Source organism: Streptomyces hesseae (assembly GCF_031845785.1).
GTDB classification, from domain to species: Bacteria; Actinomycetota; Actinomycetes; order Streptomycetales; family Streptomycetaceae; genus Streptomyces; species Streptomyces hesseae.
The window spans coordinates 79,636-94,178 of the sequence record NZ_JAVRFI010000005.1 but is presented as its reverse complement, the minus strand read 5'-3'; the positions used below and the strand labels follow the sequence as shown (position 1 = coordinate 94,178).

General features: G+C 68.3%; 10 protein-coding genes and 4 pseudogenes. 8 read left to right on the top strand and 6 right to left on the bottom strand.

Translation table 11 applies throughout. The features are described 5' to 3' along the window. The first annotated feature begins 215 nt into the window (after positions 1-215). On the top strand, positions 216-3,083 hold the full coding sequence (locus RM609_RS10455; protein ID WP_311609847.1) for a peroxidase family protein: 2,868 nt from the start codon (positions 216-218) through the stop codon (positions 3,081-3,083). Positions 3,084-3,089: 6 nt separating this feature from the next. Here RM609_RS10455 and RM609_RS10450 read toward each other — a convergent pair whose 3' ends face one another. Together RM609_RS10450 and RM609_RS10445 are read right to left on the bottom strand one after the other, a co-directional pair. Next, positions 3,090-4,481 (bottom strand): hypothetical protein, encoded by a 1,392-nt coding sequence (locus RM609_RS10450; RefSeq protein ID WP_311609845.1) that lies wholly within the window; start codon positions 4,479-4,481, stop codon positions 3,090-3,092. A 50-nt stretch (positions 4,482-4,531) separates the two neighbouring features. Beyond that, positions 4,532-6,295, bottom strand: a complete 1,764-nt coding sequence (locus RM609_RS10445) for a thiamine pyrophosphate-binding protein (protein ID WP_311609842.1) — start codon at positions 6,293-6,295, stop codon at positions 4,532-4,534. A 320-nt stretch (positions 6,296-6,615) separates the two neighbouring features. Between RM609_RS10445 and RM609_RS10440 the strand changes: the two are divergent. The 7 genes and pseudogenes from RM609_RS10440 to RM609_RS10410 form a co-directional block, all read left to right on the top strand. Then, positions 6,616-6,830: pseudogene (locus RM609_RS10440) on the top strand (GNAT family N-acetyltransferase); the annotation flags it as partial. Between the two features lie 609 nt (positions 6,831-7,439). Beyond that, positions 7,440-8,618, top strand: coding sequence for a TolB family protein (locus tag RM609_RS10435; protein ID WP_311609840.1), 1,179 nt, complete (start codon positions 7,440-7,442; stop codon positions 8,616-8,618). Continuing rightward, on the top strand, positions 8,603-9,340 hold the full coding sequence (locus RM609_RS10430; RefSeq protein ID WP_311609839.1) for an alpha/beta hydrolase family protein: 738 nt from the start codon (positions 8,603-8,605) through the stop codon (positions 9,338-9,340). Before RM609_RS10435 ends, RM609_RS10430 begins: the two co-directional genes overlap by 16 nt. Positions 9,341-9,348: 8 nt before the next feature. Then, positions 9,349-9,934: pseudogene (locus RM609_RS10425) on the top strand (IS5 family transposase); the annotation flags it as partial. After that, positions 9,932-10,237, top strand: a complete 306-nt coding sequence (locus tag RM609_RS10420; protein WP_311610232.1) for a DUF6192 family protein — start codon at positions 9,932-9,934, stop codon at positions 10,235-10,237. The pseudogene RM609_RS10425 and the gene RM609_RS10420, both read left to right, overlap by 3 nt. Positions 10,238-10,239: 2 nt before the next feature. After that, positions 10,240-10,647 (top strand): hypothetical protein, encoded by a 408-nt coding sequence (locus RM609_RS10415; protein WP_311609837.1) that lies wholly within the window; start codon positions 10,240-10,242, stop codon positions 10,645-10,647. A 134-nt stretch (positions 10,648-10,781) separates the two neighbouring features. Next, positions 10,782-11,054: pseudogene (locus RM609_RS10410) on the top strand (transposase family protein); the annotation flags it as partial. Positions 11,055-11,087: 33 nt separating this feature from the next. Here the strand turns inward: RM609_RS10410 and RM609_RS10405 are convergent. From RM609_RS10405 to RM609_RS10390, 4 genes and pseudogenes are all read right to left on the bottom strand, one after another. After that, positions 11,088-11,843: a dienelactone hydrolase family protein gene (locus RM609_RS10405; RefSeq protein ID WP_311609835.1), complete on the bottom strand. Its 756-nt coding sequence runs from the start codon at positions 11,841-11,843 to the stop codon at positions 11,088-11,090. Between the two features lie 243 nt (positions 11,844-12,086). Further along, positions 12,087-12,533, bottom strand: a complete 447-nt coding sequence (locus tag RM609_RS10400) for a Tn3 family transposase (RefSeq protein ID WP_311609833.1) — start codon at positions 12,531-12,533, stop codon at positions 12,087-12,089. 5 nt (positions 12,534-12,538) lie between these two features. Next, positions 12,539-13,329: pseudogene (locus tag RM609_RS10395) on the bottom strand (transposase); the annotation flags it as partial. Then, the gene (locus tag RM609_RS10390; protein ID WP_311609831.1) at positions 13,275-14,492 is read right to left on the bottom strand and encodes a cytochrome P450; all 1,218 of its coding nucleotides are present in this window, start codon (positions 14,490-14,492) and stop codon (positions 13,275-13,277) included. The gene RM609_RS10390 and the pseudogene RM609_RS10395, both read right to left, overlap by 55 nt. Positions 14,493-14,543 lie beyond the last annotated feature (51 nt).

The following is a 14,543-nucleotide window of genomic DNA, read 5'->3' as shown; positions in this document are numbered from 1 at the left end:
CACCGCCTCCCGGACGGACACCGACCTCCGGCTCGTCAAGCATGCGCACAGCGTCGCCGAGGCCTCAAGCGTCATGAAGACTCCGGGAGCCGTGTGCGGCACGGACCGCCACGCACAGCGAATCCCCCGTCTGCCCCGTATCGCTCGGCACCATCCACCAAAGAATGCAAAATGATCATTGATGGACCGATAACGCACATTTGAGAGAAGCGATAATGCATGAGGCCCGGCAGTACGAGCGCTACGTCGGCGGGTCCCCCGAGACCGAGCGGCTGCACACCGAGCGGCTTGTCCACGACCTGATGCGGGTGCAGATCAAGGTCAGGAAGCGCAGCGGAGCGGCCGACATCGCGCGGACCTTCCACGCGAAGGCGGTCCTCGGCGTCGAGAACGCCCGGCTGACCTTCCATGACGAGCTGCCCGGCGACCTGCGGGCGGGCTTCGCGCGCCCCGGCGCCGAGTATCCCGTCATCGTCCGGCTGTCCAACGCCAGTGGTGCGCGCCGGCCCGACTTCTCACCCGACCTGCGAGGTGCGGCGCTGCGGGTGCAGACCGGGCCCGACGAGGCCCATGACCTCCTCATGACGAGCTTTCCGGTCTCCCACGCCCGCACCGCGTATGAGTTCGTCGCGTTCGCGAAAGCCATGGCAGGGGCCGACTCGATGCCCCGGAAGGCGTTCGCGCTGTTCGTCAAGCTGCCCCTCACGGTGGGCCGGCCCACGGCCGCGCGCATGCGGCGCAACGTACACGCCGGAACCCGGCACAAGGTGCGCAGCCTCGCGCTCGAGACGTACTGGAGCCGCGGCGCCGTCCTGTGGGGCGCTGCCGGACCGGTGCGTTTTCTGCTCCGCCCCGCCCCGGACGCGTCCCCGGCCCCCTCCCCTTCCCGTACCGACCCCGACCACCTGCGGCACGAGCTCGCCCGGCGCCTGGGCGCGGCGGACATCATCTTCGAGCTGTGCGTGCAGCGCTACGTGGACAGCGGGCGCACGCCCATCGAGGACGGCGCGGTCGAGTGGAAGGAGAGCGATACGCCGGTGATCCCCGTGGCGACGCTGACCATCCCGCGTCAGGACGTGGACGCCGCCACGGCGCGTGCCACCGCCTCGAGGATCGAGCAGCTCGCCTTCAATCCGTGGAACACCACCGAGGACTTCCGGCCCCTGGGCAACCTCAACCGGGCCCGTAAAGCCGCCTATGAGGCCAGCAGTGCCCTGCGCCTGGGGCATCGCTTCGTCACCGAGGAACCCCGCCGCAACGCCGTGCTCGGCGTGCCGCTGCGCGCCGGGTTCCGTGCACTCAACCGGTTCGTCCCCTGGCACCGGCTGCCGACGCGGCTCGGCCTGCTCAACCTCGTGGCTCTCCGCCAGGTGCTACGTCGGGACAACCTGATCGATACGGAGATCCACCAGGCTCCGCCGGAGACGCAGCCGGTGCCCGCGCCCATCGATGAGCGGCTACGGCTGGAGCGCAGCTACGACGGCACCTACAACGACCTGTCCGTGCCGAAGATGGGTGCCGTCGGTGCCACGTTCGGCCGTAACCTTCCACCGGTTTTCCGCCCCGACCTGTTCGACAGCCCCAACCCGGTCACCGTCAGCAAGCGGCTGCTCCACCGGGACGCGTTCATCCCCGCCCGGTCGCTGAACATCCTCGCCGCCGCGTGGATCCAGTTCCAGGTGCACGACTGGGTCAATCACCGGCGCTACCCGACCGGGACGAAGAGTGTGGAGGTGCCGCTCCCGCCCGGGGTCACCTGGCGCAACTCCCCGGGCGGACCGCTCGAGAACGTGATGCGCTTCGCCGAGAACCAGGGCGTGCACCCGCCCGGCGGCCTCGCTCCGCCGGCCCTGTTCGCCGATGTCGCATCCCACTGGTGGGACGGTTCGGAGGTCTACGGGGGCGACCGGCAGATCGCGATGTCCCTGCGCGAGCCGGGCGGTGGCGCCGCGCTGCGTCTGGAGGACGGACACCTGCCGCTCGGCCCCGACGGCATCCCGCTGACCGGCTTCAGGGAGAGCTGGTGGCTCGGTCTGAGCGTCATGCATACCGTCTTCGCGCGCGAGCACAACGCGGTGTGCGAGGCTCTGCGGCAGGAATACCCCCACTTGGACCAGAACCGCGTGTATCACACAGCGCGGCTTGTCGTCTCCGCCCTCATCGCCAAGATCCACACCGTCGAATGGACGCCCGCGATCCTGGCCACGGAGGCGATCGAGATCGGTTTGAGGACCAACTGGCAGGGGCCTCCGAAGAACTGGCTCACCCAGCTGGGACTGTGGCTGTTCGAAGCACATTCGCTCACCGGTATCCCCGAGACCCTGCCGGATCACCACGCCGCGCCGTACTCCCTCACCGAGGACTTCGTCACCGTCTACCGGATGCACCCGCTGATCCCGGACGACTTCGAGATCGTCGACCACCGGTTCGGTCACCGGATCGACACCTTGGACTTCAACGCCGTGCAGGGTGCCGCTGCGGAGCCCCTCATCCGCAAGACCGGCCTGGCGAACGCGCTGTACTCGCTCGGCACCGCCCACCCCGGAGCGATCACGCTGAACAACTACCCCCGCGCACTTCAGGCGTTCGAACGGGACGGCGAGGTGATCGACCTGTCCGTAGTCGATCTGGTACGTACCCGGCGCCGCGGCGTTCCTCGCTACAACGACTTCCGGAGCGGCCTGCACAAGCCGCGCATCCGGCGGTTCGAGGAGCTGTCCTCCGATCCGGAGACCGTCGCGCGGCTGAAGGATGTCTACCGCACCGTCGATGAAATCGACACCATGGTCGGCCTCTTCGCCGAGAATCCGCCCAAGGGCTTCGGCTTCAGCGATACCGCCTTCCGTATCTTCATCCTGATGGCCAGCCGGCGACTGCAGAGCGACCGCTTCCTCACGGTCGACTTCCGGCCCGAGGTCTACACGCCGCTCGGCATGGACTGGATCGAACGCAACGGCATGACAAGCGTCCTGCTGCGGCACTGCCCCGAGCTGGCGAGTCTCCTGCCGCGCACGGCGAGTGCGTTCGCGCCGTGGCGTCCGGTCCTGCCGACCCGGAACAACTCCGAGGACGGTGGCGGCTGAGCTCGCTCATCCGGCCGTGTGCCAGTGCTGGTCGTGGAGTTGGTGGACCTCGGTCAGCCCGTTGCGGAAGAACCGCTCGTAGTAGCCGTTCTCGACATGATGTGCCTGCAGCCAGACCCCTGGTGCGTGGATCGTGTCGCAGTGCGCGGGAAATCGACCGTGGGTCTCGTGGATGTAGGTGCAGATGTCGCGTGTGCAGGCGATGACGTCGGCAGAGTAGTTGCTGGCCTGGCGCAGATACTGGGCTCCGAACTCGCCCCGGTAGATGCGCTCGAACAGCCCCTCGTCGGTGTAGATGCCCTGCGGTCCGAACTTGTCCGCCACGACGGCGTCGACCGCGTCGGCCATCGTGGCGTAGTTCGGTGGGCACATCGCCTTGATCAGGTGCTCCCCGTTGTGACGCAGACCGACCGTGGTCGCTCGTAGGCCGGAGAATCGCGGCAGCGGCACCTGCCAGCGCAGGAGGTCGGCCGGCTTCCACCGGGGGGTGACCCAGTCGAAGCCGAGCATCGGTCCGTAGGCGGTGCGGAACTTCGGGTCGCCCATCATGACCGGCGGAGCGAGCGAAGCGTGGATCCATGCCCCGAGTCCCATCGCATCGGCGGTGAGCATGAGGTTCTGCAGCAGCAGGTCGGCCTCGATCTGTGTGCGCATCGCCCAGATGGCGCCGAGGGGGAGCTTGATGTCCTTGTTCAGGAATCCCGACTTCACCCACTTCTTCACACCCGCGGGCCGGTAGAAGTTCCGGTCGTCGACGATGGTCGGTCGTGCTCCCTCGGGCTGGGTCAGCAGGTACATCATGCCGTTGATGTACTGCCGGGAGAGGTCGACCACCGGGAACAGGACGGTGGTGCCCGGCAGGTTCGACAGGAATCGGTTGGAGTCGAGGTAGGCCGGGAAGTCCCGGTTTCCGTGCGGTACGTCGATGCGGTGGTCGAACAGCCGCACCTTCGCCTCGGCGGCGCGTGCGAGGAGATTCTCCGCGTCGAACGCCGTCGGTGAGCCGTCGGTGGGGGGAGGCAGCTTGCGCAGGAAGTAGGTGCCCGTGTCGTTGATCAGGAAGAAGTGTGTGCCCTGGGCGTTGTCGGGGCTGCCCGCGGTCCGTCCGGCCATATTGAGGTTTGGCTTGGCCATGATCGGCTTGCCGTCGCGGGGGTCGGCGAACGGGCGGTCCGGCATAGTGAGGCCGGTGCACCCCGTCATGGCGATGAGGACGGCCTCTTCGAGGTCTGTCAGGGGTGTGCGCGGCTCCGTGGAGGTCCAGCTCATCGAGCCGGCCTCGACGGAACTGCCACGGCTGACGCGGTGGGTGCGGCGCCGCCAGATCGACGTGAGCAGCGGGCGTTTCATGAGGGCGTCGAGCCCGGCGTGGCTGTGCGGGTTCATCTGGTCGGTCATGCTCCTGTCCCTTCACGCCGGCTCGCCTGGAGCCTGGGCGAGGTGGCGGGCTATCGGTCACGGAAGCGGGCTTCGACCGTCTCGACGAGGCCTGCGATCACGCCGTCGGGTGAGGGGCTGTAGTGCGGTACGGCCCATCGCGTGATCTTGGCGTCGATGATGGTGGGCCGGCCGGAGCTCAGTGCCATGCGGAACGCGTCCTCGAACTCCTGGAGCGTCTCCACGCGGTAGCCGTCGGCGCCGCACGCACGCGCGTACGCGGCGAAGTCCGGGTTCTGGAACTCGACAAGGCCGGACTCTCCGTATGTCGTGAGCTGAAAGAGCTTGATCAGCTTGAATTCCTGGTCGTCGAAGATGACCCAGATGACGGGGATCTCGTGCTCGACGGCGGTCATCAGCTCAAATCCGGACAGCGAGTAGCACCCGTCGCCGCAACCGACGACGACCGTCCGTTCCGGGTGCGCCACTTTCACGCCGATGGCGCCGTTGACGTGCCCGGCCATGGGCCCGAACGAACCGGCCTTGCGGAAGTTCTGTCCCTCTTCAAGCTCCGTGTAATACCCGAGCCATGCCAGGTGGGCGCCCGCGTCGGCAAGCAGGACGCCTTGCGGCGGCAGCATCCGGCCGATCGTCTGCGCGAGTTGCCCGGGATGGATATTCCCGGTCAGGTGGGTGATGTGCCGGGCCTCGTAGTCCCGGCCGTCGACTTCGACCGCCGGGACTTCGCCGACTTTCCTCTCCATCGCGTCGGCGAGGGCCGCTACCGCCGGACGCGCATCGGACAAAAGAGCGTAGTCGGGCCGGTACGCCTTGTGGAACTCGGTCTCGGAGATGTTCACGTGAATGAGCAGCTTGTTCTTGAACAGGTCGTCGCGATAATTGAACGTGGCGTGCTGGTTGAGGGAGTTCCCGACGCACAGCACGATCTCGGCCTCGCGAAACGCCTTCCACGCACTCGCGTGGCCGCTGTCGGCGAAGACACCCACCGCGAGCGGGTGTCCCTCGGAGACGATGCCCTTGCCGTCCAGCGTGGTGAGCAGCGGGATCCGGAACCGCTCGATCAACCGCTTGACCTCCGGTCCCGCTCCACTCCGGACGGCACCGAAACCGACGAGCGCCACGATCCGTTTCCGCCTCGCGAGGGCGTCGGCCAGCACCGATGCGATCTCCTCCACCTGTTCCGGGTCGGGCAGGACCGGTGCTACCTCGAGCCGGATATCCCGGAAATTCGTGACCTCGACGCCGCGGTGGGTCAGGTCCTCGGGCACGTGGATGTGCACGGGCCCGGGCCTCCCCTCGAATGCGATGTTGACCGCTTCCTCGAGGACGTCGCAGGTGTCGGCGGCATCGTCGAGCAGGAAGGACTTCTTCGTGGTGGCCGCGAACATGGCCTGGGAGTCGGGCGTACGGTTCATGCCCGAGGTCTCGTTGAGCGAGCCCCATCCTCGCCATTGCCTCGCCGCATACCCCGAAACGGCGAGGACCGGATAGGAGTCGGACATCGCCACGGCCAGCCCCGAGAACAGATTGAACGCGCCGGGCCCGGCCGTGGCGAAGCAGAAGCCCAGCCGGTTCGTGTACATCGCGTAGCCACAGGCCATGAAGGACGCGGCCTGCTCATGTCGCGTGATGACCGGCCGGATCCGCTGCGAATGTTTGAGCGCCAGCATCAGGCCGGCGGCGTTCTCCCCGGCACCGCCGAAGGCGGCCTGCACTCCGATGCCTTCCAGGCCTTTGACGATGGCCTCGTAGACTCTCATCGGCGCTCCTTCACCCGTGCCCCTCGCGTCCTCGGGATTTCGCGACAGGCGCATTGACCTGTCACCTCCCCATGCACGAATGCGATATCGAATTCGGTCGGTTATGGGCCGATCCTTGCGTTGACCCATTGGAGTGACGGCGGACCGCTGATACTGAGGCTTTACGCACGGGACTCTATTCGGCACGCAGATTGATGTCGCTGAAACACGTCGGCCAAAACAGTATTTGACTCATACGAACCATGCCGCACCAGAATTGGCAGTTCGCCCACTGCCCGGCCGTCACGGCAAGCGGGGCCGGCACCATGGGCTCCGGCGGCGCTCCGGGCGGGAAAGGCATTGGAGGTCACGCGTTCGTACGGGCATCCTGTCCGGCCCCCAGCCGTACGGTCGTCGCGGTGGACGACTCGGGTACGGTTCCGGGTACGGCGAAGATGAACCGCAACCATATGGGCAACGGGTCGCCTATCGCGAGCGCCGGCTACATGGCCGACCCGGCGCACGCCGAGCCCGCGCGATGCAGTTCAACGCGGTTGTGGAAACCGACGTCCATGCGGTGAAGCTGTACCGGTCGCTCGGCTTCGAGGTACCGACAAACTGCCGGGCTCGGACTACGACACCAAGGGCTGTTCCAGCTGAGCTGAACTGGGTTTTGTAGCGGCCCTGAAGCCAGGCGTGATCGCCACGGCAGATGGGAGACACAGGTCCGATGCCTGCACCCCGGAAGTACCCCGACGAGCTGCGTCGAGCCGTCCGCGAAGTCCGGTCCTCCGGCCGCCCGGTTGCCCATGTGACCCGGGCCTCGGTGTCCACAAGGAAGCCTTGCGGGGCTGGGCCCGGCAGGCCGAGGCCGACCAGGGCAGCCGACCCGGCCTGCCGGCCACCGCCGAGCGGGCCGAGCTGAGGCAACTGCACGAGGAACAGCTCACCGAGCGCAACCGCCTCGGTCGGCTCCGTCGCCGACAGCTACGACAATGCCATCCTTCCGCCGGGACATGTCCACTCGGTGCCACGGGCCGTGGCGGAGTGCCTGGGGCAGGTTCCGCATGCGGCCCGTTCTCGTAATTCCGACTGACGCCGGCCCGACAGTGCGACAGGATGTCCGTTTGCCGTACTGGACGAGCGAAAGGCAGCCCGCATGCCGCCCCCCGCACCGCAGCCGGCTCCCGGACCGACCGACCCACTTACCGCCGAACTGGTGGTGGACGTTGCCGCCGCCGTGGCACCGGCCATCTCGCCGGACGGCCGCCTGGTCGCCCACGGAGTGGTCGCGAACGGCGGAAGGGGCGGGCGTCCGCACGGGTCCGTCTGGGTCACCGCTGCCGACGGCAGCACAGCTCCGCGCAGGCTGACCGACGGCACGGCCCGCGACCTCGGCCCGAAGTGGGCGCCTGACTCGGCCTCTCTCTTCTTCACCTCCGACCGCGAGGAGCAGGGCACCGCCCAACTCCAGCGGATCCGTCTGGATGGCAGCGAGGACATCGCCAAGGCCGAGGCCTTGACCAGGTGGCGCGGCAGAATCTCCGACCACTGGACGCTCCTCGACGGCCGCACCGTCGCCCTGCTCGCCAAGGACGAACCCACCGTCGAGGGCCAACGCCGGGAGGCCGAGCGCGACGACGCCAAGATCTGGGGCCAGCACCTTCCCGCCACCCGGCTGCGCCTGCTCGACCTGGAGACCGGCGCGGTCCGCACCGTGGACGGCCTCGGTGACCGGCATGTGGTCGGGCTGGCCCAGCGTCCGGACGGCGGCCCGCTGGCGGTGCTGAGCTGGTCCACCCCTGAGCTCGACCCCGGCGTCAGGACGGCGGAACTGCACCTGGTCGACCCGGGCTCGGCAGCCGTCCACGACCTGGGCCCGGTCGGGATCGAGGCTCGGTCCCCGGCCTGGTGGAACCACAACAGTGTCTGGCATCTGGCCCACCTGGCAGTGACCCCCGCTCACTTCGTCGGCGGGCTCGCCGTGATCGACACCGTCCCTCCGGAGACCGGCCCGGCCGTCGAACACCGCAACCTCACCGTCGGCATGTCCGTCAGCCCGACCGAGCTGGTGCAGGTCGAGGACGGGCCCCACTCGCGCTGTTCGCCGACGGGCTGGACACCGCGCTGTACCAGCTCCACCCCGAGTCCCTGCGGTTCCACCAGTTGTCCTCCGCCCCCGGCACGCTCGCCGGGCTCACCGCGAGTCGCTCCGGGGGAACCCTCGCCCTGCTGGCGAGCACCGCGTACGAGCCCAAGAACGTCCATGCGGGACCCACGGGCGGGTCACTGCTCCGGCTCAGCGACGCCGCGCCCGAACTGCGCAGGATCCGCTGGGGCGTCCAGGAACGTCTCAGCTACCAGGCTTCCGATCGACTCCAGTTGGACGGCCTGCTGATCCGGCCGGCCGGCCGCACTCAGGACGGTCCCTTTCCGCTCGTCACCATAGTCCACGGTGGTCCTTACTTCCGCCATGCCGACGAGTTCTCACTCAACGTGGTGGACTGCGGCCAATGGCTTGCGACCGCCGGGTACGCGGTCTTCCTGCCCAACCCCCGAGGCGGCTCGGGGCACGGCCACGACTTCGCCGCCAAGGTCGCGGGCGCGGTCGGCGGCGACGAGTGGACCGACATTCTCAGCGGGATCGACCTCCTGGTCGAGCAGGGGGTGGCCGACCCCGAGCGTCTGGGAATCTCCGGATGGAGCCACGGGGGCTTCATGGCGGCCTGGGCGATAGGCCACACGGACCGGTTCAAGACCGCCATGATCGGTGCGGGCATCAGCGACTGGGGCATGCAAGCCGGAACCGGTGACTGGGGAATCCTCGAAGGGGCGCTCGGCGGCAGCACCGGATGGGAGGGCCCGGGACCACACGTCCACGACCGGCACAGTCCGATCTCCTATGCTTCCAGGATCCGCACCCCAGTGCTGATCCTGCACGGCGAAGAGGACACCAACGTCCCGCTCGGCCAGGCGATCCACTTCCATCGCGCGCTGCGCCACTTCGGGGTCGAGCACGAGTTTGTCGTCTACCCTCGCGAGGGCCATGGGCTCCACGAGCGCGCCCACCAACTCGACGCCCTTCGGCGTGTCCGTGCCTGGTACGACCGCTGGCTGTAGGCCCGAACCGAGGCGGGTATCGAGGCGTGATCTGGCGGTTCAGGACCGGCGGGCAGTGGCGGGAGATGCCGCGGGAGTTCGGTGCCTGGTCGACCGTGCACAACCGCTTCCGGTAGTGGAGGGACACCGGCGTCTTCGAGGCCCTGCTGGAGGGACTGATCACGGAAGCCGCGAACGGGAGGAGCGACTACGCATCCGGGCTCGGCGAAACCCCCGGCTGAAGGCCGCTCTCCTGGGGCGATCGAGGGGCGGGCAGACCAGCAGGTCCACCTCGCCGCCGACCGCAAGTGCCGCCCGCTGGCGTTCGTCCTGACCGTGGGGCAGGCCGCGGCCAGCCCGCAGCTCATTCCCGTGCTCGACAAGATACGGGTCCGCGGCCCCGCCGGCCGCCCCCGCACCCGGCCGGACGCGGTCGCCGGGGACAAGGCGTATTCATCCCGCGGCAACCGGGCCCACCTGCGCAGACGCGGCATCAAAGCAGTGATCCCGGAGAATAGGGACCAAGCCGCCAACGGGAAGAAGAAAGGCTCCAGGGGCGGTCGGCCCATCAGTCACGACACCGATGACTTCGATGAGGAGTACCGGAACGTCGTGGCGGCCGACGAGGCTGATGGCGACGAGGGGACCGAGCGGTTCGACGATCCGGCGACCGTCGTACGGCGGTGGCATCGGCAGATGGATTTCGCCGATTTGGTGGCGGTCTGCCAGGGCTTCATCGCGGGCGCCACCCGGCTGGTGCCGAAGCTGCGGGGGCGTGAGTTCACCGAGCGGCAGCACGAGCAAGTGGGAAACGTGCTTGAGAAGTTGCGGGCGACCGCGCACTGGATCGAGACGGCGGTCGCCACAGGCCAGACCGATCTGGACGAGGCCCTCGCCCAGCTGCTGCGGGGCGAGTAGCCGTGAGGTGCCTGCCCGCCGATGTCCACGGCGAGGCGGTGCGCGAGGCGCTGGTCGAAGCGAGGCCGACCGGGGCCGGCCTGGCTCAGCTGAGCCACTCCACCCGACCCACCCCCTCCCAGGTGTGGGCCGGCATCAAGTTCCTGCGGAAGATCGCCGCGAAGGAAGGGCTCCCGCCAGTCACCCACTCGCGGTCGGAGGGGGTCCAGCCGTCGGAGGACCCGGACATCCGGGTCGCCTACGAGCGGGCGATCCTCACCACCGAGCTGCACCGGATCACCAACGTCATCACCGAGATCATCGCCCCGCACGCCAAGCGCCGGCCCTCGGACGAATGGGTCCGCCTGGTCCTGGAACAGCTCGGCGGGGTCAAGGCCACCCTCGAAGTCGTCACCCGAATGGACCGATAGGACTGCTGACGTGCGCGAACGCCGCTACCCCTCCGACACGAGCGACGCCGAGTGGGAGCTGATCGCCCCTCTGCTCCCGCCGCCCGCCTCCAGTCTCCCAGCCGGCGGTCACCCGGAGGTCTACGACCGGCGCGACCAGGGGCCTGCCGGTGATGATGATGGTCACCCCCGCCGGCCTCCACGACACGCACGGCGCCCGTGACTTCCTCTTCCGACTCCGCCTCGCGCATCCCGAGGTCACCCTCGTCTCGGCCGACTCCATCTACGGAGGCGAACTCATCCCCTGGGCCAGGGACCGCCTCCGCCTCACCCTCAAGCGCTGGGTGGTAGAAAGGTCCATTTCATGGATCATGAGGGCTCGCCGGAATCGCAGGGACTATGAAACGCTTCCCCAGCACGCTGAGGCGCAGAAATGTGCCGTAGTGGCCGGTAAGCGCTGGTCAGCGGGTGGCCGAGCTTGGACTGACCAGATCCTCCGTCACGGGCAGGCACTCGGAGAGCAGGTCGACGACGTCGCGCCAGGCTCGCTGTGCGTGCCGTGGGTGGTAGCCGACGCCGGGACGCACGGTGTGGTCGACCGGCGGGTGGTGGAAGGCGTGCAAGGCGCCGCCGTAGACCACGAGGCGCCAGTCGACGCCCGCGGCCTGCATCTCTTCGGTGAACGCGACCCGTTGCGCGGGCGGCATGATCGGGTCTTCCGACCCGACCCCGGCCCACACCGGGCAGCGAATGCGCGCCGCCTCGCCCGGTCGGCCCGTGGTCAGCGCGTTGACTGTCCCGATCGCGCGCAGGTTGACGCCGTCGCGCCCGAGTTCCAGCCCGACGGCGCCCCCGGTGCCGTAGCCGACGGCGGCGATCCGGTCGGGGTCGGTCCGCGGTTCGGCGCGCAACACGTCGAGCGCCGCATGACCGATGCCCCGCATCCGGTCGGGGCTGGCGAGCAGCGGCATGCAACGGGCCAGCATCTCCTCGGGGTCACCCAAATAGCGCCCGCCGTGAAGGTCGAAGGCCAGCGCTACGTATCCCAGCTCGGCGAGAGCATCGGCCCGGCGGCGCTCGACGTCGCTGAGCCCCATGCCCTCTGGCCCGAGCAGCACTGCGGGCCGGCGGTCGACTCCGGCCGGGAGTGCGAGGTGCCCGATCATCGTCAGACCGTCGGCCGGGTACTCGACCGTGCGCGTTGCAATCGTCGTCATGAGACTGGACTTTAGTGATCGTCGAGCCCGGTCGGGCCGGGGTTCACCGCTGGCAGAACAGCGCGGATGTCCCTCTGAAACGCGGCGATGGCTCACAAGAACCGTCAAAAACCCCGTTCCCACGGTAGTGCTATCGGATCACCTGCCCAGGCCACGGTGTTGGAGGCCGACCCTAGCGGCAGGATTCTGCCGTATACCGGCCCGGCCCCCTGAAGGGGCGTCACCAGCTGGGCACCTCACGGCTCAGGCGGCCTGGTCGAGGCCGGCGGCGGTCAGGTCCTGCTCGCGAAGCGGGGTGAAGTCGACGCCGAGCTTCGGGTCGGACGCCTCGGGCTGGACGCCGAGCTCGTGAGTGCTGTACTCGCCGAACCGGTTGATGTGCTCGGTCAGGTACGGCGAGATGTGCGCCAGGTCCTCCGGGTCGATTTCCCAGCCCTCCTCCAGCAGTTGACGGACGATCTCCGCGATGTCCAGGGCATTGTGGAAGATCACTGCGTTCGTGAGCAGCGCGTTGAACTTCATCGTCTTCCCCTGCGCGATCGGGTCGTTGTCCGCGATGACGCCGCGATTGCCGAAGCCGATCCACTGGGAGAACCGGTTGAACGACTCCACCTTGTTCGTCGCCGCGGTCACCCGCCGGCGACGCGGCGCATCCGACAGATACCGAAGGAGCTGCACGGTGCGGATCACGCGGCGGCAGGGTGCCAGACCTGGTCGGGCAGCTGGCGTATCGCTCGGCGGACCGGTTCGGTGACGGACCATCCGACGGAGCAGGAGGTGTGGGTCCCGTGCGAGCGCAGGGCGCGGATGTGGGCCACGAACGCTTTGGCGGATCCGGCGCTGTCCGCGCGGATGAGGATGTCGGTGCCGTGGCGGTGGGTGTCGGGGAGCTGGGCGAGCGCGGCGTCGAGCACGGTGATGTGGTCCTTGGCGGTGTTGGCCGCGGCGTTGCCGGGCCTCAGCAGACCGGCCAGCGCCTCGCCGGTGTTGTCCAGGAAGCACAGCAGCGGGTGGTAGCCGAAGCCGTGTTTGCAGGTTGGCGCCGCGTGTTCCGTCTCGAAGTGGCAAGCGACCAGGGCGGCGTCGATGTCCAGGACCGGGCGACCTCGCGGGCGGTGGCACGGGCTGTGCGTAGAGCGCCGAGTGCGGCCGGATCGATATCCGCCAGCAGTCGCCACGCGGTGGGAGTGGACGCGGTGGGGCCGAACACCTCGGCCTGGTCCCGCAGCAGAGCCAGGTCGGTGATCGCCTCCCCGCCGTCGGCCGGCATCACTGCCAAGTCCACTGCGATCCGGCCGGGGACGTGACCAGTACCGCGCGGTCGCAGATGGCGCAGCGCGTTCGTGAAGGCGGTGGTCAGGCTGGTGGCATCGGCGAGATCGGCCAACAGACGGGCCACAGCCCAGCCGGTATGGACGCCGAGCGGCTCGGTTACCACTCGACGACCAGCCTTGACACACCGCGCGTCGCGAGGCCCTCCCGCCATACCAGGGCCCCGTCCCCTGGTGCGAGTCGCAGGCCGGGGAAGCGCTGCCACAAGAGGGTCAGCGCGATCTTCATCTGTAGAAGAACCAGCGGCGCGCCCAGGCACCGGTGGGCGCCATGTCCGAATGTGAGGTGTGCAGGTCGGCGGGCGTTACTGCTCACACCCGATGTGCGAAATACTTCGGTGTCATGGTTGCAGTGCAGCAACGAGACGATGACGGCTTCTCCTTGGCGCACCGTCGCCCCGCCCAGGACGAGGTCCTCGTTGGCCACTCGGGGAAAACTGATAGGTGTGGACGGCGTCTTGCGGAGTAATTCCTCGACCAGCGCCTCCATAGATTTCCCGCCGGGCGCGCCGTCGGTGAGCAGTTCGAGTATGGCAAGGCTCAGTTGATGGGCGGTGGTCTCGTAACCAGCCATGAGAAGCGCCAGCCCGAGATTGATCAACTCGGTGCGGGAAATCTCACCCGACTGCTCAACCTGCACCAGCGCGCTCAGGAGATCCTGCCCGGGCACATCTCTCTTTCTTTCGATCAGTGAGGACATGTACTTGATAAGAGTCAGGACGTGGCGGCCTCTTCTGCGGACTCCCCGAGGCGTCATGTCGAACAGGGCGGTCACGGCGGCGTCGAAAACGGGCCGGTCCGCCACCGGCACGCCGAGCAGTGAGCTCAACGCGACCATTGGAAGGGGCGAGGTATAACCGCTGACCAGGTCGGCGCCTGGCCCCGCAACCTGTAGCTGATCCAGCAGTGCGCCGGCGGCTTCCTCGATCACCGCTGCCTGTGCGGTGACTCGGGCGCTGGTGAACGCTGCTCCGGCGACCCGGCGCAGCCGGGCGTGGTCCGCGCCGTCCAGACTCATGATCGAGTTGGGTGAGAGGTCGACGGATCCCCATTTCGGAGCATCGGGGTGGGTGGCCGCGGCTCTGCTGAGACGTGTATCGGCCAGTGCGGCGCGCCCCACGGCGTAGTCGGTGACCAGCCACATGTGATCACCGGTGGGCATCCGCACCCGTTTGACGGCCTCACCTGATGGCGCTGCCAGGAAGGACGGCAGGGGGCCGATCCTGTGGTGATCGAAAGTGCCGGACATGGTCAATGACTCCTGTTCGGAAGGGGCGGCCGTTCCGGCGCCTTCGGTCAGTTCCCGGAGCTCCTCCACGCTTCCCGCACATCGGGCGTCGTGGTCGAGCCCGCCGTGGTGCGAGCCACC